Raw genomic sequence first — 16,613 nt, 5'->3', positions numbered from 1 at the left:
CTTCTCCTACTTTGGCTCAGGTAGTGGCGCAGCGAATGCAGATCCGATCCGGCGAAGCCTCATCGCTGGCCCGGCTCCCATTCCGGACTGTAACCTCCGAGCGCCGGGTGATACATCTCGTCGCCCGAGTGCTGAGTGAATTCAACGTTGAGCCGGTCTTGCCTCAAGCCCAGAATCTCGATGCAGAGCGAGCAAAGGGCTTTGGCCAACTCCATGCGCAACTCAGGCGGCCGCCCTCTTCTGATATCGAGCATCATCAACGCAACGGGCACCGGCTCCCCGCTCTCCTCCGCGATGCGCCATACGCTACCCGGACCAAGTTCTCGTATGGCTACGCTGATTCGCCTGACATCGACCGACATCATTCGGGCATACGTCTCACTCATTTTCGCTGCGAGCAGTCTTTTACTCTCGACAGAGTAGTGATCGTTTACATCAAGTTGCAGATAAGGCATCGCGTCGACCTCCGAGGAAAGTGTTTCGCACGCGCCAACTATATGCCGCGCCATCCAATCGATCAAAACCATCGCCATCACCATGACGTTTGTGACGTGCCGCGTGGCTGACGTGGACTCTGTTTTGGCCATTCACCTTTGCATGATGGTCTTCACTATTTACACGAACTCTCAGATCAGCGAGATACGTCCGCTGCCATGAGCTCGCGCCCGCATCCAACATCAACGAGCCGCTTGTTTCATCTGCTGTCCTACTGTTTGTCCACCTTCTCGCCCACAGCTCGCCTGCTGTCAAATCGATCGTCAGGAGAATCGTCATGCGTAAGATGCTTACCGTCGCTGTCGCAGCGTTTTGCATTGCGTCCTTTTCGCACGAAAGTCGCGCGACTGGCGACGATGATGTCCCACAAGCCCGATGCACGCTACCGCAAGGTACGGTCGCATTGGTGGAAAGGCAGTTGCATACGGTCGTGAACCTGCCCGATGGCAATGGCGGAATCTTCAAACCCAACCGGATGTGGGCGGCCATCGTCGATCGGCAGGGACATCTCTGTTCGGTGATCGTGACCGGTGACGCCTGGCCAGGTAGTCGGGCCATCGCCATCGCGAAGGCTTATACCGCGAACGGTTTCAGCAACGATGCACTCGCGCTATCCACGGCAAACCTCTACGCGGCCACGCAACCGGGCGGCTCCCTTTATGGACTGAATAATTCGAATCCTTTTGACGCGCGCTTTCTCGAACAGGGCAGCGGCATCGGACACACGCTTGGCGGCGTCATTACCTTCGGCGGCGGCGTCGCACTTTATGCGGGAGGGAAAGTCATCGGAGGATTAGGCGTGAGTGGCGATAGCGCCTGCGCCGATCATGCGATCGCGTATCGCATGCGCAAGCTCGCGGGGCTCGGCAGTGTCCCCGCCGGCCAAGGACCGAACAACACGGATAACATCGTCTACTCGACGAGCGGGTCCCCGATGGGCTTCGAGCATCCTCACTGCTTTCCGAGCGACCTGAGCGCCGCCAAGATCGAGCAGATACCTTCGCACTGACGGCAATCATCGCCCCATGAAGTCGGGCTTCCGGACAACGGATCGGAAGCCCGCCTCGTGTCTCACACAGTCGTAGCGGGATTGCCTGCGCATACCCCGCACGCTGATGCGGTGAGAATCGTCAACGCATCTGCCCGTCGATTTGCTTGCGCAGACGGTTTTCCTCTTCTTGGAGCTCGGGTGTAAAGGCTTCGCCAAAGTCCGCAGGCTCAAAGAACGGGCGAATCTCGATCTCCGAATCACTCATCATCGGATTCGGGCAGCGCTTTACCCATTCGATCGCTTCGTCCATCGATTGAACCTGCCACAGCCAGTATCCGGCAATCAATTCCTTGGTTTCGGCGAACGGACCGTCGATGACGCTGCGGTCCTTCCCTGAGAACCGCACGCGAACGCCGGCCGAGCTCGGTTTCAACCCGTCGCCGCCCTGCATGATGCCGGCCTTGACCAATTGCTCGTTGTACTGCCCCATCGCCGTGAGGAGTTCCGTACTCGGCATTTGCCCGGCTTCCGATTCGGGGGTTGCCTTGATGATGACCATGACGCGCATTTGAGTTTTCCCTGTGAAGACCAAAATGTCGGGAGACAACAGCGCCTCCAGTAACTACGACGAATGATCAAGGGGGAAATCGACATGCGCAAGACACGCCTGCATGGAGTTACAAAACGCTTCCCCATCAGGGTAAGGGCGTCTGGCTGCCTTGCGCATCGACATCGATACCCTGAACACGCAGCACGGGCTCCGCATCGCCAGGTACGAGGTGGAGTCGCGATGAAAACCGCACCTGCAAGACCGCGGCGAATGCGCGCTCGAAGGCGTTGGCATCGTTGTCGGCCGGCATGATCGCCGCGAGCGCCTTTGCGAAGCCGGATGCGCCTTCGATGTCGGCACGGCTGAAAGCGCCGCTGCCGCGCGAAAAGACGCGCTGTACGTCTTCTTGCAACTGCTGAAGGGCCGCGGCGACCTTTTCATAGACGTGAGCAGGCGCTCTCGCGTGCTCCCGAGGTGCGACTGTGCAAAGCGCCGGCATGAATGCAAGGACGTTCCTGTCGATATCGACGCGTGCAGCAAGGGTCTTGATGTATGACGCCTCCACTGACGGACCGACGTCGCGCCGGCGACAGCACGCTTGCGCGCGCGCAGCACCCAGCATCGCGGCTGCGAAACACCGGAAATCCTGAAAGCGCAGATGCCTCGCGGCACAGTCGAGAACGGCGTCAGGCGTCAGTCCCAGCTCGTGAGCCACCGCCAGGCTCGTCTTCATCACGATCAGGACCAGCTCACCCCACTCGTCCTGACGACACCCTCTCATCGAGTTCGCGTACATCGTAGGTCCCTGTATGCACGCTCCGGATACACGCCGCAACAGCCTGCTTCGCCAGCGACTCGCAACAGCCGCTCGCCACCGGCGAGATTACCGCGCGACATCGCCTGGGTTGGCCATCGCGGCGACACCGGGCGCGGTTCGGCTCACGGCACCGCGAGCACTTTCCGGGACATCGCTGATCCAGACCTGCCAATGCGTGAGCTCGTTGGAGGGCGACCGTGCCGGCGATTCAACTTGCAGCTTTCATCGGGGGTATAGCTCTCCTGCATTACGCGCCATATCGCACATTAAAGAACGGTGACAGGCCGAATTCCAGTTGAATCATGCTATCGAACGCGCCATACCAGGCGGCCTTTGTCCGCTATCGCAGGCCTCCCGTTTCAGGGGTTGCCGCACACACCCCTTCACGTCTTGTCCCACGGTGGTACGCCCGAGAACGCGTCGGCCAGAAAATCGATTGCCGCACGAACTTTTGCGCTCACGTGGCGACGACTCGGATACAGCGCGAGCACATCGATATCCGGCAAGCGGTAGTCGGGCAAGACCCGCAGCAGCCGGCCCGCGCGAAGGTCCTCGCCGATCAGAAAGGTCGGCTGCCAGATCACGCCGTGCCCGGCGAGCGCCGCCGCGCGCGCGGTGTCGCCGTTATTGGTGTGCATCTGGCAGCTCACCTCGACAGCATGCGTTTTGCCGTCTTTGTCGATCAGTTGCCACAGGTCCGCGGTGGCTGCATACGTGTAGCCGATACATTGATGTCCGAGCAGGTCCAGCGGCGTTTCCGGATGTCCCCAACGCTTCAGATAATCGGGCGATGCACACAGGATGTTCGTCGACGTCGCCAGTTTGCGGGCCGCGTGATCGACCGTGCCGGCGCGCGAGATGCGGATGGCGAGATCGAAGCCCTCCTCGACGATATCGACGACGCGGTCTATCAGCGTGATGTCGAGCTCGACGTCGGGATATTGCTGCATGAACCGCGGCCACAGCGGCGCGAGATGCTGAATACCGAAGCTGACCGGTGCATTGATACGCAGCCGTCCACGCGGTTCGATCGACGTTGTCGACACGAGTCCTTCCGTTTCGGCAACGTCTTCGAGAATCGCCTTGCAGCGCGAATAAAGCGTTTCGCCGGCCTCGGTAAGAGACAATCTGCGTGAGGTGCGGTTCAGCAGTCGCGCACCGAGGTGCGCCTCCAGGTCATTCACATAGCGGGTCACGTTCGCCGGCGAGGTTTCGAGCGCATCGGCCGCGCGCGCAAAGCTGCCCCGGTTGACCACGGTTACGAAGACCTCGAATGCGCGCAGCCGGTCCATATGGCGCTCCGATCATTCATAAAAACGGAATGATAACGCCATATTTTTGGTCTTTCTGTCTCAAGTACGGAATCTTATAGTGCTTCTCAACGAGCCGACGCATCGGGCATCGGCCGATGATCAAACCGGAGATTCAACATGCAACGCTTGACAGGAAAAGTCGCTATCGTCACCGGCGCCAGCGCGGGCATTGGTCGCGCTGCCGCAAAGTTGTTCGCCGCGGAAGGCGCGAAGGTCGTAGTGGCCGCACGCCGCGAAGCCGAACTCGAGACGCTGGTCAGCGAGATCGCTCGCGACGGCGGTACCGCTGTCGCGCTGGCGGGGGACGTGCAATCCGAAGAATTCGCGAAAGCGCTGGTCGCACTCGCCGTCAGCCGTTTCGGCCGTCTCGACATCGCGTACAACAATGCGGGGACGCTCGGTGAGATGGGACCGTCGACCGGCGTGTCGGAAGCAGGCTGGTCAGCGACGCTGGCCACCAACCTGACCAGCGCGTTTATCGGCGCCAAACATCAGATTCCTGAAATGATCAAGCAAGGCGGCGGATCGATCATCTTCACGTCGACGTTCGTCGGCTACTCGTTCGCGTTCCCGGGGACGGCCGCCTATGCCGCGAGCAAAGCCGGGCTGATCGGACTCACGCAAGCGCTCGCGGCCGAATACGGCGCGCAAGGCGTGCGTGTCAACGCGATCCTGCCGGGCGCGGTGGACACGGAGATGTATCGCGGCATGAACGATACGGCTGAATCGCAGAGCTTCGTGACCGGACTGCACGCGCTCAAGCGGGTCGCAAAGCCGGAAGAGATTGCCCGCTCGGCGCTGTACCTCGCTTCCGACGATTCGTCCTTCGTGACGGGCACGGCTTCGTTGGTCGACGGTGGGGCTTCGATTACGCGCACCTGATCTGTTTGACAGCGGCATCCGATGATGTCGGCTCGTGTCCGGAAGTCTGGTGTCGGATGCGCGGCCAGCATTAGCCTGTTCGGCCTCGTCGATCAGCGTCGGCTGATCGACGAGGCCGATACCATAAAAAATAAACGAACACTGTATGGTTCCTCACCTAATCTTTGATCAGCTGACCGCGAAAAGCGAAGCGCGAGTCAGCCGGAGTAATTAACAAGGAGGTGGGCCATCATGAAGACGTTAGTCCACACAGTTTGCGCGGTCGCTGTCATGGCTTTGCCAATCGCATCGTTGGCACAGACCGAAAGCACGCTGACGCACGCACAAGTCCAGGCAGAGATCGCGCAACTCGAGCAAGCCGGCTTCAATCCGGCCAATGCGAATACCGTCGACTTTCCTACCTATATGCCGACCACCACCGCCCCTGCCGCAGGTCAGAGCAGCGGCTATGGCCCTGCGACCAGCGGTACACAGCAGATGGGCCATCCGGCCGGTGCGACTGGGATGAAGCCGGTGTTCTTTGGCGGATCTTGAGCTTGCCCGTCTGACCAGCTGGACGATGCAGAGCATGCCGTCCCTGCCCGGGACGGCATGGAGAGTCGTGCTGTGCGCATTTGCTCAGCCGGAAATCGTGACGATGCGCTGGGCTATTGGAGTACTAGCCGAATTTCGCGCGCACCCGCACCGCGCGCCATATTGCATGGCGCCTGCTGAATTGCTAACCCTCTTTCGCTGAGCGCGTGGGCGCGAACAGCTAACACCTCATCAGCGTTTGCTCACGTCGACGGTCAGGATTTCGTATCCGGGGTCGGCGTTCTCGGTCGCGACCTTATTCGCTTCCTCGTACGAGCGAAACGACGTGGCTTCCTTGATCTCCGGCGCCATGCCGATATCGCCGTCCTCCGCGGTGCAGAGGAACTTATCGCCGGTCTTTACGACGTAGACGGTCGTCATATCTCCCTCCGTGGCTTGCAGGGCAATTTCCAGTCTAGCAGGCTGGCAAAGTTGCGCAGACTCGCCGGGTCACCGACCGCCACCAACCAGCCGCTCCGCCGAATTCGCCAGTACGTCCCGCAGCTTCTCCAGCGACAACGGCTTGCTCAGATGATGATCGAAGCCCGCGGCAAGCGTCCGGCTGCGGTCCGAGTCCGACGAATAGCCGGTCAGCGCGACGAGTATCGTGCCGTTCAGCTCGGGGTTCGCGCGAATTCTGCGTGCCACCTCGAAGCCGTCCATGACGGGCATCGCCACGTCGACGATGGCAAGCTCCGGCCGCGTTCTCGCGATCAGGTCGATGGCCGCGCGACCGTTGTCGACCGCGGACACGCGATAACCCTCGAGGTCGAGCAGCACGCACAAAACGTGCAGCGCGTCGACGTTGTCGTCCACCAGAACGATGCGCAGCGCCCGGAACTCCCTGCCCTTGTCGGCGGCGTCGGCAGGCGGCGCTAGCGGCTGCGTTCGCCGGATCGGCAAACGCAATGTGACCCGGGTGCCGCGGCCCGGCCCATCGCTATGGATGTCGATCTCGCCATCGTGCAGCTCCACCAGCCGTTTGGCGACTGCCAGACCGATGCCGAGCCCGCCTTCCGAGCGCGCGCTGCCGCTCGAGCACTGCGCGAACAGGTCGAACACATGCGGCGCGATCGACGCATCGAGGCCGATGCCGTTATCGCTGACCTCGATCACGAGCATCTGTGCATCGAGCGGGTCTCGCGCGCGCACCGTCAGCTCGATGAGTCCGCCCGCCGGCGTGTACTTCGCCGCGTTCGACAGCAGATTGCCGAGCACCTGACTGAGCCGCACATGGTCGGCGCGCACCGGAATCGCGCTGTCCAGACCGGTCAGTCTCAGCGTATGGCCGCGCGAGCGCACGTCGTGGTCGATCGTGGTCACCGCGTCGGAGACGATCTCGGCCAGCAACGTATCGCTGCGCCTGATCGTCAGCTTTCCGTGCTTCAGACGCGCGGCGTCGAGCAGGTCGTCGACGAGAGTGCGCAGATGCTTCATCTGCCGTTGCGCGATGGTCAGCACCGCGTCCGCCTTGTCGTTGTCGAGCACCAGACGCTTCGCCGCGGCGATGGCGCCATCGATCGGCGCCATCGGGTTGCGCAGCTCGTGCGCGAGCATCGCGATGAATTCGTTGTGGCGGCGGTCGTTGTCCGCGCCATCGTCGCGAACGTTGACCATCGTCACGGCCGCGCCGGCGACCATCGCGAGATCCGACAGCACCCGTGCGTCTTCGCTGTCGAAGCGGCAGCCGGAGTTGTGCGACATCACCCATATCGCGCCGAGGTGGCCGTTAGCGCACGGAATGGGTACGACGATCCCCTCGGGCACCTCGACGCCCGGAAAGTTCAGACTGGGGTACTGCTGTTGCGGATCGACGAACAGGCGCGCCGCGCCCCCTTCGAGCGTGACGCCGCAGGGACATTCGTCCCACGCGGTCGTGCGCCCCTCCAGACCGGCGCACAGGCCCGCCACCGCGAGCCAGCGGAAGCGCCGGCTGTCGGGCGGCCCCTCGACCAGACTGATGCCCGCGCTGCCCGCGCAGCACAGCGCCATGGCCTCGCTGGCAATCGCGTTCAGCAGGTGTTCACGCGAGCCGGTTTGCGCGCGCGCGAGCCGCAGCAGCGACTGGTTCTCTCGGGCGTAATCAGCCTTTTTGGCTGGACGGCTCGCTAATTCGTCAGCACTGGGAGCCATGATTTTCCACCGACGTTGACTGGCACCCGCGCGCAACGCGGGCGTAAGGGCCGATACCGCGCCGCTGCCGCTGCCGCTGCCGACGAGTGCAGGTCAGCTGGGGCGCGCGGTCTCGGCTTCTCTCATTTGCACAGCGCTTTTTACTTCTATTTGACCGCAACGTTCTGCTCCGCTCACCGTCGACATGGCGTCCCATGAACAGCGGACGCAGTATAGGAACCCGGTGCGATGCTGCGGTTGTCCGTAATTCATGGGCACCGGACAGCCGGGTCAGCGTTGACGCGGGCACGCTCGCAGTCAACTGGACTGCGTTATACGGATCGCGAAGTCGCGAAAAGCGTGGTGGCCTGCCTCATATGACGATCACTGCGATCGATAGCTCAATCCGTCGGTTAGCGCGATGACATCGGGTTGTTACGATGGCTCGATTCTCCCGTTTTCACCGCTCGACAGGACGCCCACGTCATGACGCAAATAACCCGGCGCGCATTCACCCGCTTCGCAGCGGCCTCACTACTGGCCGCCAACGCTCCGCGCGGCTTCTCGCAGAGCGCGCCTGTCGCGCTGCGCATCGGCTATCAGAAGTCTTCTACGCTCATCACATTGCTGAAGGCACGCGGATCGCTGGAAAAAGCGCTCGCCCCGCTCAACGTGCGCATCTCCTGGAACGAGTTCGCGAGCGGACTGCCGCTGACGGAAGCGCTCAACGTCGATGCCGTCGATTTCAGCGCCGATGTCGCCGACACCGTGCCGATCTTCGCGCAGGCCGCGCATGCGCGCTTCGTCTATGTCGCGCAGGAAGCGCCGTCGCCGGGCGCGCAGGCGATCATCGTGAAGAACGACAGCACGCTGCGCACGCTAGCCGATCTGAAGGGCCGCCGCATCGCGGTGACTAAGGCGGCGGGCAGCCACTATCTGCTGCTTGCGGCACTCGCGCGCGCGGGGCTCAAGCCCGCTGACGTCGGCGTGAACTACCTGAGCCCGGCCGATGGCCGCGCCGCGTTCGAGCGCGGCAGCGTCGATGTCTGGATCACGTGGGACCCCTATGTAGCGTCCGTCGAGCGCGACGGCGACGTGCGCATACTGAGCGACGGCGCGGGCCTCGCGTCCTATCAGCGGTACTACCTCGCGTCGCGCGCGTTCGCCGACGCGCATCCGCAAATCGTCGAGACCGTGTTCGAGCAGTTGAAGACGGCCGGCGACTGGCTGCGCGCGAATCCGCTCGACGCGGCCAACACGCTCGCGCCGGTGTGGGGACTCGACGCGCCGACGATCGAACGCGCCAATGCCCGGCGCAGCTATCGGGTACGAGCAGTCGCGCCGCCGAACTTCAGCGAGCAGCAGACGATCGCCGACGCGTTCTATCGCGCGGGATTGCTGCCCGCGCCAGTCGAGACGAAGCAGGCGCTGTACTGGGACTTCGCGGCGAACGAGGCGAAGCCGATCGGCGCATGAACGCTCACTGTGCTTTCGCTCGGAGCGCCACGACGATCTGGCCGAACCGCTCGTTCGATTCCAGAAGACGATGCACGAGCCGTGAGGGCGTCACTGAGCGATCGCCCTTCGCACATTGCGGGCGATCCACGCCGTAACACCGGAGCGGCCCGCGATCGACAGCGTGCGGCGCGGCCCCAGCACGATGCCGCCGACCACCAAAGCGAGCAGCAACGCGACATGCGGCGCCTCGGCGAGCGACGCGAACACGGTGCTGACCGGGGAGCGCGACGCTGCCCGCGCCGTCGGCAACACGGCAGTCCGGTTCGCCGCGACCAAGGCGGTTCGCGATGCCTCCATGCGTTCCAGAATGCTGATCCGGGCAAGCTCGTTTGCGTAACGTGGCTGACTCATTTGAGCGACTCCCTGAGAGCGTCGAGATCGGAGTGAATCTCGGCCTTGAGCACGTGCAGCGATTGCGCCGGTTTTTGCGCCCGCAAGACCAGCAAAGACACGATGCACACGAGCAACCACGCGGCGGCCACGCCCCAGACCACGCCAAGAAAGTAAGGCGTCTGCCACGCGGTGGCGATGATCGCGATGCAAATGAAGGACAGCGTGAACAGCCCCGCGACTGCCAGCGCCACGAGTGCGCTCAATTCGCGCACCAGGCGCTTTCGCGTTTCCTCGACTTCCAGCGAGAACAGTTCGCTATAGTCGGTGACGCGTTCGACGCAGAATCGCCCGACGTTGCGCCACCTCGTGACCTTCGCATGGATTGACATTGCGTCCTCCTCACGATTCATTTGCGCCGGCCGCGATCAGCTAAGACTTCGCCCCTCGGCCGACAGAGCGAAGCGACACCAGCGCTGAACGCAGCGCAAGAGCCGGGCCCGCGCTGAACGACCGCACGCCGCGTGCCCGTAGCCGGATGGATGCCTTCACGCGTTCACACTGGCGGCACAGGGCTTGCTCGACTCTGGCAGATCATTCGCTCGCCGAGGACAGCATGACCCCGCTCCCCCCAACCGATCACACTGACCACAGCGCCGGTGCTAGCATCGGCGAGACCGGCTCCGATATGGCTACCGCGGACGGACGCGCGATGCCGGCCGGGCGCGACGAGCGCAACCCCCTCCACGCGATGCATGACGCGCACCGCGGCGCGCTGATTACGGTGACCGCGCATCGGAACTCGCGAGGCGCCTGGATCGCCGACGTGTCGATTTCGCGCGACGGTCGGCCGATGGAGATCCCGGGCCAATCTGGCCAACGTGGAGCCCGTGACGCCGGAATGGCTCACCGAGGCCGAAGCGTTGCGCGCCGGCATCGAACAGGGTCGCTATCTGATCGACCGGACACTGGGCGAGCACGCCGCCACGCTGTCTTCGTCGCAGCGGCGCCTCGACGAAGACCGATAGGCACGGCCCCATTCGGAGGAAACTCACATGGTACTGAGCGATGAAGAACTGGCGCGGCTGGAAGGCGTCGAGCCGTTCCTGCGGGAGGAAGCCAGAAGCGCTCTTCCCGCCGACGCCGATTACGAAGTTCTCGCCGAACTGCACGAGCATCTGCAGCCCGGATTACGCATTCGCGTGCCGGCCGGTCCGGACATCGCGATGGAGCCGCAAGCGCCGCCCTACCCGCTCGATCTGTTCGTCGGCTTGCCGCTCGACGAGTTGCGCGATGTCGCCAACGATGAAGGCGCCGCACGCGAAGCGGCGCTCGCCCGCTTCGCCACGACGTTCGCCCCAAGGCTGCAGCGAGCGATCGCCGCGCTGACACCTCACCAGATCGATCTCGCGGCAGGGGTGCAAAGCGAGCGGGGAACGCTCTCGGTGATGCTGGAGCCGGTGCGCTGACGCGTGAGGCGCGCACACGCACATTGCACATTGCACATTGCACATGCGCATGTCGCAAACGCGCATGTCGCAAAACTGCATGTCGCAAACGCGTTACTCGTCGCTATCGAGCCCGCCTGGCGGCGGCGCGATCGTGATGCCCGCGCGCGATCCTGCGCGGGTTCCCGGGGGATAGGCATCGGTTGCGGTCTCGGGCGGAACGTCCGCGACGCAGCGGCTCGCATCGCCGCCGCGCAGACATTGCACGAAACGGTCCGCCTCCTGTGGCGAGCGAAATTGGTAGATCTTGCTGGCAACCTGCACCTGCGTGTCCGACAGTCGCTTCGACGGCGTTTCCATCACCACTCCTTTTTGCTCGAAGATCTATCGCCACGAGCAACGCGCGCGCCACCGCTTCATCAGAGGCCTAGCGCGCCGCGCTCAACCGTCTCGCGTCCGCGATGCCGACCGCGGCCCGCAAGTCGTCCGGATGCACCATCAATTCGCGAACCTCGCGCAGCGTCGCGTACTGGTCGAGCACCGTCCGCCATCTCGGCGATTCGAGCAATTGATGCCACACCGGTTCGAGATCCGCGCAGTCGGCGTCGCGTCCGTCCGCCAGCGCACCTGCGAAATCGAGGCTGGCTTGGGCCGACAGCAGTTGCATCCGGCTCGCGGGACTCAGCACGCGCGGCGCCGCTTCGACGGGAGCGTCACAGCAATAGAGCACGGTGCTGCGAAGACCGGTTGCATCGCTCGTCAGCGCGGCAAGCGACGCGCCGCTCAAATGCACCGTCCCCTGCTGCGTGCGAAACGAGTAGACAGTGTGCGGCTCCGCGTGCGCCAGCAGCGTCAGTCCGCGCACGAGGCGCGGCAGATCGGTGGTTGCCGCGTCGACCGATGCCTTCGCTTCGACGAGCAGGCATACGTCCCACGCCGCTGCGTCGGCCGGGGGCTGCGCCTGGCGCAGCAGCACCACATCCCATTCGGTTTTCGCGCGCTCATGGCTTGCGGGTATCGCGGCCGGCACGCGCATCGAGTTCACGACGCGGTAGGTGGCGACCGCTCCCTGAGCCTCATTGAGGCGCTGCGCGAGCGCGTCGAGTGCATCAGTGGCCAACGCTTCGACCGCGGCGCCGCGCTGCTTCGAATTCAAGCCCCGCGCGACCGCAGTCGAGCTTCCCGGACGCGGCCCCTGGCGATCCCACAACGTCTGGTAGTGCCGCACGCGCTCGTCGGACGTCAGCGCGTCAAGGCGCCGTAAGCGCTGCAACGCGGCACTTTCAAGCAATTGCGCGAGACCGCGTTGCAGCGCCGCGTCGTGCGCGATTTGCGGCGTATCGATGCAAGTTTGCACGGCTACTGCCAGTTCGGGCCAAGCTTCGGCGACCGCGAGTGCGTGCAGACGCGCTAGCGCATCGCGTTGCGGACCGGGGAGCAGCCGCTGCTGTTTGGCCGGATGTGCGATCGCATTGACGGCCGCGTAGATCAGCCGGCGGTCGACGCTCGCGTGCGCGGCCAGCGACGCATACTCGCGCACCACCACGCTGCGATGCCGTAGCAGCATCGCCTGAAACACCGGGTCGCCGGCTTCCTCGCGCAGCGCCTCGCGAATCATGCGCGCCAACGCCTCGACGAAGAAGCGCTGGTTCGCGGCATCCGGCGCGTCGCCACGCGCGCGCGCCTCGCGAGCCTGCTCGATCGCGAGCGCGAGCACGGTGGCGGGACTCGCTTGCGGCGTCGGCGCGCAGACGGCCGCGAGCGCCGGCAGGCGATAGCGGCGCACGACAGCGTCGAGCATCTCATCGAGCAACGAAGGCGTTGGCGTCACGGACATAACGATATGTCGATAAGTTGGCGAAATAACTTTACATGAAGGTTCGGTGCGGCGCGCGGACCGGCACGGGCCGCTCATGGCTGGCGCGCGTCGTGCTGCATGAGCGCTCGACGCAGCCACTTTATCGTCGCGGTAGCGCGAGGCGAGCGTTCGCGCGCAGCCGCAAGCCGAGGACAGCATGTCAGCACAGCAACCGAAAACCGCAGCGAGGCCCGCTCGCTGGCGCCGCACGATCAACGTAGCGAGCGACGCCGCCAGCCGTTTTCTGTCGGACCGATGCGCGATGCTCGGCGCCAGCATCGCGTTCTATTCGGCGTTCTCGCTGGCGCCGACGCTGCTGCTCGTGCTCGCGGTCATCGGTTGGATCTTTGGCCGGGATGCCGCCCAGGGGCGGCTTTTCGAGCAGGCGCGGCAACTGGTCGGCAACGACGCGGCGCGCGCGATGCAGGACATCGTCGCCCACGCGCACTACGCGGGCGGCAGCGGCGTCGCCGCCGCGTTCTCGCTCGCGCTGCTGCTGGTCGGCGCGTCGGCCACGTTTTCATCGTTGAATACCGCGCTCGACATCGTCTTTGCCGCCCACCCGCGCAAAGGCATCGCCGGGCTCGCGCTGCTGGTGCGCGCGCGACTCGTGTCCATCGGTCTGCTGATCGGGCTCAGCTTTCTGCTGGTCGTTTCGCTCGTCGTCGATGCCGCGATTCAGACCCTCGGCGGTGCGCTGTTCGGCAATTCGGCGCTGGGCATCGTTGCAGACGTGCTGCAATCGTTACTCGGTTTCGTCATTCTGGCCGTCGGGCTCGGCGCGCTGATCAAGTGGCTGCCCGACGCCGCGGTGCCCTTCCGCCCCGCGCTCGTGGGCGGCGCCATCGCGAGCCTGCTGTTCACGGCGGGCCGGCATCTGTTCAGCTTCTATCTCGTGCATGCGGGCACGGCGGGCGTGTTCGGCGCAGCCGGCTCGCTCGCGGTGCTGATGATGTGGCTGTACTTCTGCGCGGCGGTATTCCTGTTCGGCGCGGAAGTCGCCGCGTCGTTATGCCGGGATGCGGCCTCCCCCGCTCATCCCGGGCTGCGGGCAGCATGAAACCGGTCCGCGCACCCAACGCCATTGCCATAAACTTGATAAAAATCGGCTCCCGGATATCCCGTTAAATATTACAAAAAACCCATCCCGATAAACCGACATTTACATTTACCCGACATTAAACCTGCATTGCTAATTCAGCACGAGAATTGCTGGGCGCATAAACACCGAGAAAAACGGCTTCAACCATGCAAACGCTTAATGCTCGGCGTACACTCGCCGGAAGGCGCTTGCTTTAAAGGGCTGCGGTTCCGGCCGCGATCAAACGCGGAATGTGAATACTCAGGAGAAACAACCAATGAGCTGGACACGGGAACAGAGAAACGTCACGATCGCCGCCTATCTAGGCTGGACGCTCGACGCATTCGATTTCTTTCTGATGGTGTTCGTATTGAAAGATATCGCGCAGGAATTCAATACGGACATTCCGTCGGTCGCGGTCGCGATCATGCTGACCCTGATGATGCGCCCGCTCGGCGCATTGATATTCGGCTGGCTCGCCGATAAATACGGCCGCCGTCCGACGCTGATGGTCAACATCGGGTGCTTCTCGTTGCTCGAACTGCTGTCCGGTCTGTCGCCCAACCTGATGACGCTGCTCGTGCTGCGCGCGCTGTTCGGCATCGCGATGGGCGGCGAATGGGGTGTCGGCGGCGCGCTGACCATGGAAACCGTGCCGCCGAAATCGCGCGGCATCGTCTCCGGTCTGCTGCAGGCCGGTTATCCGAGCGGCTACCTGCTCGCGTCGATCGTGTTCGGCCTGTTCTATCAATACATCGGCTGGCGCGGCATGTTCTTCGTCGGCGTGCTGCCGGCGCTGCTCGTGTTGTACATTCGCGCGCACGTGCCGGAGTCGCCCGCGTTCCGGACGCTCGAAAAGAAGGTACGTCCCGGCCTCGTCGCGACACTCAGGCAGAACATCGGCCTGTCGATCTACGCGATCATCCTGATGACAGCGTTCAACTTCTTCTCGCACGGCTCACAGGATCTGTATCCGACATTCCTGCGCGTTCAGCTCAAGTTCGATCCGCACACGGTGTCGTGGATCACGATCATCCTGAACATCGGCGCGATCTGCGGGGGTCTGTTCTTCGGCTGGGCATCGGAGAAGATCGGCCGCAAGCGCGCGATCTTCATCGCCGCGCTGATCGCGCTGCCGGTGCTGCCGCTGTGGGCGTTCTCGACCACGCCGTTTCTGCTCGCGCTCGGCGCGTTCCTGATGCAGATCTCCGTGCAAGGCGCCTGGGGCGTGATCCCCGTGCACCTGAACGAAATCTCGCCCGATGAAATCCGCGCGACCTTCCCCGGGCTCGTGTACCAGCTGGGCAATCTGATCGCGTCGGTCAACGGTCCGCTGCAATCGAAGATCGCCGAGATGCACGACAACAACTACGCGCTCGTGATGGCGGTCGTGATCGGCATCGTCGCGATCGTGATCTGCGCGCTGATTCCGTTCAGCCGCGAGCGCCGCGGCATCGACATGACGCAGTCCGCGCGGGAGATCGTCGGCGCGGGAGCGACGGGCGGCGCGGTCGGAGGACAGCGCGTTTGACCGCTTCGGGCGTTCGAATGAACGCCTGGCGTGCATCACATTCGCAGCGCAATAGAGGCCGTTCCGATTCATTCGGAACGGCCTTTTCATTTTCCGCGCGGTATCGCGAGCCCCGCTTCACGAACACGACTTTCGTCAGATCTTCTAGAGGAGTTAGTCGAGCCCGCTCCTTGCTCGCACCGGCCCTCCTTTTTTATCCTAAAAAAAACGATTGTTTCAAATATCAATTTGAATCGCGTGTTTGCGAGCCGGCAGCGCCGGCAACTGGGAGACGCAACATGGCAGTTCGCACCACGGGCCGGCATGCCGGCGATACGAAGTTGCGCATTCTCGACGCTGCGGAGACGCTGTTCATCGAATGCGGTTATGAGGCGTTGTCGATGCGCCAGATCACTTCGCGCGCCGAAGTCAATCTCGCGGCGGTCAACTATCACTTCGGCCACAAGGAATCGCTGATTCATTCGATGCTGTCGCGCCGGCTCGATCAGCTGAACGAGGAGCGCCTGAAGCTGCTCGACCGCTTCGATGTCATGCTCGGCGCGCGCCTGACCTGCGAGCACGTGCTCGGTGCGATGTTCATTCCGGCGTTGCGCCTGTCGCGTGATCCGCGTGTCGGCGGCAAAGCGTTTCTGCGGCTGCTCGGGCGTGCGTACACCGATCCGTCGGCGTTCATCCGCGATTTTCTGAACGCGCATTACGAGTCGGTGGCGATGCGCTTCTTCGACGCGTTCCAGCGCGCGCTGCCGCATCTGCCGGGCGAGGAGCTCGGCTGGCGGCTGCACTTCGCGATCGGCGCGCTGTCGGGCGTGCTCGCCGGCACCGATACCGACCGCCTGATTGCCGAATTCTCGCAAGGCAAGTCGATGAACGATCTGCAGCTGATCGCGCGCCTCGCGTCGCTGATGGTCGCCGCGCTGAAGGCGCCGCTGCCCGACGGCACGCAACTGGCCGCATTCGCGGCGGTACTCGGCGATGCGACCGACGACGACGGCGCGGATCGCACGTTCGCCAGTGCACAACGAGACTCCAGCGGCGAGGCGGCTGCGCGCGCCGTGGCATGCGACACGTAGCGCGGCTCGCAGGTGGCCCGGCGATTGCATCACCGCAGAAAAGG

19 protein-coding genes and 1 pseudogene are annotated in these 16,613 nt (G+C 63.6%); 10 read left to right on the top strand and 10 right to left on the bottom strand.

What is annotated here, in order from left to right; all coding sequences use genetic code 11:
* Positions 1-59: 59 nt before the first annotated feature.
* The gene (locus BC1002_RS06110) at positions 60-455 is read right to left on the bottom strand and encodes a tautomerase family protein (RefSeq protein ID WP_013089199.1); all 396 of its coding nucleotides are present in this window, start codon (positions 453-455) and stop codon (positions 60-62) included.
* A 470-nt stretch (positions 456-925) separates the two neighbouring features.
* On the opposite strand from BC1002_RS06110, the gene BC1002_RS06105 reads away from it, so the two are divergent.
* Positions 926-1,504 carry a GlcG/HbpS family heme-binding protein gene (locus BC1002_RS06105; protein ID WP_227717596.1) on the top strand — a complete coding sequence of 193 codons (579 nt, stop codon included), beginning with the start codon at positions 926-928 and terminating at the stop codon, positions 1,502-1,504.
* Positions 1,505-1,625: 121 nt separating this feature from the next.
* Here the strand turns inward: BC1002_RS06105 and BC1002_RS06100 are convergent, their stop codons facing one another.
* From BC1002_RS06100 to BC1002_RS06090, 3 genes are all read right to left on the bottom strand, one after another.
* On the bottom strand, positions 1,626-2,054 hold the full coding sequence (locus tag BC1002_RS06100) for a YciI family protein (RefSeq protein ID WP_013089197.1): 429 nt from the start codon (positions 2,052-2,054) through the stop codon (positions 1,626-1,628).
* 127 nt (positions 2,055-2,181) lie between these two features.
* Positions 2,182-2,817, bottom strand: a complete 636-nt coding sequence (locus BC1002_RS06095; RefSeq protein ID WP_238537924.1) for a hypothetical protein — start codon at positions 2,815-2,817, stop codon at positions 2,182-2,184.
* 419 nt (positions 2,818-3,236) lie between these two features.
* Complete coding sequence (locus BC1002_RS06090; protein WP_013089195.1) at positions 3,237-4,145, bottom strand: LysR family transcriptional regulator; 909 nt, start codon at positions 4,143-4,145, stop codon at positions 3,237-3,239.
* A gap of 138 nt (positions 4,146-4,283) precedes the next feature.
* Between BC1002_RS06090 and BC1002_RS06085 the strand changes: the two genes are divergently transcribed.
* Together BC1002_RS06085 and BC1002_RS06080 are read left to right on the top strand one after the other, a co-directional pair.
* Positions 4,284-5,048, top strand: coding sequence for an SDR family oxidoreductase (locus BC1002_RS06085; RefSeq protein ID WP_013089194.1), 765 nt, complete (start codon positions 4,284-4,286; stop codon positions 5,046-5,048).
* A 231-nt stretch (positions 5,049-5,279) separates the two neighbouring features.
* Positions 5,280-5,582, top strand: coding sequence for a DUF4148 domain-containing protein (locus tag BC1002_RS06080; protein WP_013089193.1), 303 nt, complete (start codon positions 5,280-5,282; stop codon positions 5,580-5,582).
* A gap of 231 nt (positions 5,583-5,813) precedes the next feature.
* Here the strand turns inward: BC1002_RS06080 and BC1002_RS06075 are convergent, their stop codons facing one another.
* Both BC1002_RS06075 and BC1002_RS06070 read right to left on the bottom strand, forming a co-directional pair.
* Complete coding sequence (locus BC1002_RS06075; RefSeq protein ID WP_013089192.1) at positions 5,814-6,002, bottom strand: hypothetical protein; 189 nt, start codon at positions 6,000-6,002, stop codon at positions 5,814-5,816.
* Between the two features lie 69 nt (positions 6,003-6,071).
* Positions 6,072-7,754 (bottom strand): hybrid sensor histidine kinase/response regulator, encoded by a 1,683-nt coding sequence (locus BC1002_RS06070; RefSeq protein ID WP_013089191.1) that lies wholly within the window; start codon positions 7,752-7,754, stop codon positions 6,072-6,074.
* A gap of 465 nt (positions 7,755-8,219) precedes the next feature.
* Here BC1002_RS06070 and BC1002_RS06065 point away from each other — a divergent pair, with 465 nt between their 5' ends.
* Positions 8,220-9,209 carry an aliphatic sulfonate ABC transporter substrate-binding protein gene (locus BC1002_RS06065; protein WP_013089190.1) on the top strand — a complete coding sequence of 330 codons (990 nt, stop codon included), beginning with the start codon at positions 8,220-8,222 and terminating at the stop codon, positions 9,207-9,209.
* Positions 9,210-9,299: 90 nt separating this feature from the next.
* Here BC1002_RS06065 and BC1002_RS06060 read toward each other — a convergent pair whose 3' ends face one another.
* Positions 9,300-9,602 carry a hypothetical protein gene (locus tag BC1002_RS06060; RefSeq protein ID WP_013089189.1) on the bottom strand — a complete coding sequence of 101 codons (303 nt, stop codon included), beginning with the start codon at positions 9,600-9,602 and terminating at the stop codon, positions 9,300-9,302.
* Complete coding sequence (locus BC1002_RS06055) at positions 9,599-9,973, bottom strand: phage holin family protein (protein ID WP_013089188.1); 375 nt, start codon at positions 9,971-9,973, stop codon at positions 9,599-9,601. Before BC1002_RS06055 ends, BC1002_RS06060 begins: the two co-directional genes overlap by 4 nt.
* A gap of 146 nt (positions 9,974-10,119) precedes the next feature.
* Here BC1002_RS06055 and BC1002_RS39710 point away from each other — a divergent pair.
* The 3 genes and pseudogenes from BC1002_RS39710 to BC1002_RS06045 all read left to right on the top strand — a co-directional run.
* A pseudogene (locus BC1002_RS39710) lies at positions 10,120-10,389 on the top strand (hypothetical protein); the annotation flags it as partial.
* An 82-nt stretch (positions 10,390-10,471) separates the two neighbouring features.
* Positions 10,472-10,609, top strand: coding sequence for a DUF6566 family protein (locus tag BC1002_RS38760; protein ID WP_238537923.1), 138 nt, complete (start codon positions 10,472-10,474; stop codon positions 10,607-10,609).
* Positions 10,610-10,636: 27 nt separating this feature from the next.
* Positions 10,637-11,050: a hypothetical protein gene (locus tag BC1002_RS06045; protein WP_013089187.1), complete on the top strand. Its 414-nt coding sequence runs from the start codon at positions 10,637-10,639 to the stop codon at positions 11,048-11,050.
* Between the two features lie 93 nt (positions 11,051-11,143).
* On the opposite strand, the gene BC1002_RS06040 is transcribed toward BC1002_RS06045, so the two are convergent.
* Together BC1002_RS06040 and BC1002_RS06035 are read right to left on the bottom strand one after the other, a co-directional pair.
* On the bottom strand, positions 11,144-11,389 hold the full coding sequence (locus BC1002_RS06040; RefSeq protein ID WP_013089186.1) for a hypothetical protein: 246 nt from the start codon (positions 11,387-11,389) through the stop codon (positions 11,144-11,146).
* Between the two features lie 67 nt (positions 11,390-11,456).
* Positions 11,457-12,866, bottom strand: coding sequence for a hypothetical protein (locus BC1002_RS06035; protein WP_013089185.1), 1,410 nt, complete (start codon positions 12,864-12,866; stop codon positions 11,457-11,459).
* A gap of 178 nt (positions 12,867-13,044) precedes the next feature.
* On the opposite strand from BC1002_RS06035, the gene BC1002_RS06030 reads away from it, so the two are divergent.
* The 3 genes from BC1002_RS06030 to BC1002_RS06020 all read left to right on the top strand — a co-directional run bounded on the left by BC1002_RS06030 (position 13,045) and on the right by BC1002_RS06020 (position 16,569).
* Positions 13,045-13,947 carry a YihY/virulence factor BrkB family protein gene (locus tag BC1002_RS06030; protein WP_013089184.1) on the top strand — a complete coding sequence of 301 codons (903 nt, stop codon included), beginning with the start codon at positions 13,045-13,047 and terminating at the stop codon, positions 13,945-13,947.
* A 298-nt stretch (positions 13,948-14,245) separates the two neighbouring features.
* On the top strand, positions 14,246-15,499 hold the full coding sequence (locus BC1002_RS06025; RefSeq protein ID WP_013089183.1) for an MFS transporter: 1,254 nt from the start codon (positions 14,246-14,248) through the stop codon (positions 15,497-15,499).
* A gap of 278 nt (positions 15,500-15,777) precedes the next feature.
* Positions 15,778-16,569, top strand: coding sequence for a TetR/AcrR family transcriptional regulator (locus BC1002_RS06020; protein ID WP_013089182.1), 792 nt, complete (start codon positions 15,778-15,780; stop codon positions 16,567-16,569).
* The last annotated feature ends 44 nt before the right edge of the window (positions 16,570-16,613 follow it).

The organism is Paraburkholderia atlantica (genome assembly GCF_000092885.1).
GTDB lineage: Bacteria > Pseudomonadota > Gammaproteobacteria > Burkholderiales > Burkholderiaceae > Paraburkholderia > Paraburkholderia atlantica.
This window is presented reverse-complemented; position numbering and strand designations above follow the sequence as displayed.

What these genes read in the sequence shown, in the direction of transcription:
- BC1002_RS06090 (WP_013089195.1), bottom strand. Translation starts at nt 4,145, where the DNA reads ATGGACCGGCTGCGCGCATTCGAGGTCTTCGTAACCGTGGTCAACCGG.
- BC1002_RS06085 (WP_013089194.1), top strand. Translation starts at nt 4,284, where the DNA reads ATGCAACGCTTGACAGGAAAAGTCGCTATCGTCACCGGCGCCAGCGCG.
- BC1002_RS06030 (WP_013089184.1), top strand. Translation starts at nt 13,045, where the DNA reads ATGTCAGCACAGCAACCGAAAACCGCAGCGAGGCCCGCTCGCTGGCGC.
- BC1002_RS06065 (WP_013089190.1), top strand. Translation starts at nt 8,220, where the DNA reads ATGACGCAAATAACCCGGCGCGCATTCACCCGCTTCGCAGCGGCCTCA.
- BC1002_RS06110 (WP_013089199.1), bottom strand. Translation starts at nt 455, where the DNA reads ATGCCTTATCTGCAACTTGATGTAAACGATCACTACTCTGTCGAGAGT.
- BC1002_RS06055 (WP_013089188.1), bottom strand. Translation starts at nt 9,973, where the DNA reads ATGTCAATCCATGCGAAGGTCACGAGGTGGCGCAACGTCGGGCGATTC.
- BC1002_RS06070 (WP_013089191.1), bottom strand. Translation starts at nt 7,754, where the DNA reads ATGGCTCCCAGTGCTGACGAATTAGCGAGCCGTCCAGCCAAAAAGGCT.
- BC1002_RS06035 (WP_013089185.1), bottom strand. Translation starts at nt 12,866, where the DNA reads ATGTCCGTGACGCCAACGCCTTCGTTGCTCGATGAGATGCTCGACGCT.
- BC1002_RS06075 (WP_013089192.1), bottom strand. Translation starts at nt 6,002, where the DNA reads ATGACGACCGTCTACGTCGTAAAGACCGGCGATAAGTTCCTCTGCACC.
- BC1002_RS06045 (WP_013089187.1), top strand. Translation starts at nt 10,637, where the DNA reads ATGGTACTGAGCGATGAAGAACTGGCGCGGCTGGAAGGCGTCGAGCCG.
- BC1002_RS06025 (WP_013089183.1), top strand. Translation starts at nt 14,246, where the DNA reads ATGAGCTGGACACGGGAACAGAGAAACGTCACGATCGCCGCCTATCTA.
- BC1002_RS06100 (WP_013089197.1), bottom strand. Translation starts at nt 2,054, where the DNA reads ATGCGCGTCATGGTCATCATCAAGGCAACCCCCGAATCGGAAGCCGGG.
- BC1002_RS06060 (WP_013089189.1), bottom strand. Translation starts at nt 9,602, where the DNA reads ATGAGTCAGCCACGTTACGCAAACGAGCTTGCCCGGATCAGCATTCTG.
- BC1002_RS06095 (WP_238537924.1), bottom strand. Translation starts at nt 2,817, where the DNA reads ATGAGAGGGTGTCGTCAGGACGAGTGGGGTGAGCTGGTCCTGATCGTG.
- BC1002_RS06040 (WP_013089186.1), bottom strand. Translation starts at nt 11,389, where the DNA reads ATGGAAACGCCGTCGAAGCGACTGTCGGACACGCAGGTGCAGGTTGCC.
- BC1002_RS06020 (WP_013089182.1), top strand. Translation starts at nt 15,778, where the DNA reads ATGGCAGTTCGCACCACGGGCCGGCATGCCGGCGATACGAAGTTGCGC.
- BC1002_RS06080 (WP_013089193.1), top strand. Translation starts at nt 5,280, where the DNA reads ATGAAGACGTTAGTCCACACAGTTTGCGCGGTCGCTGTCATGGCTTTG.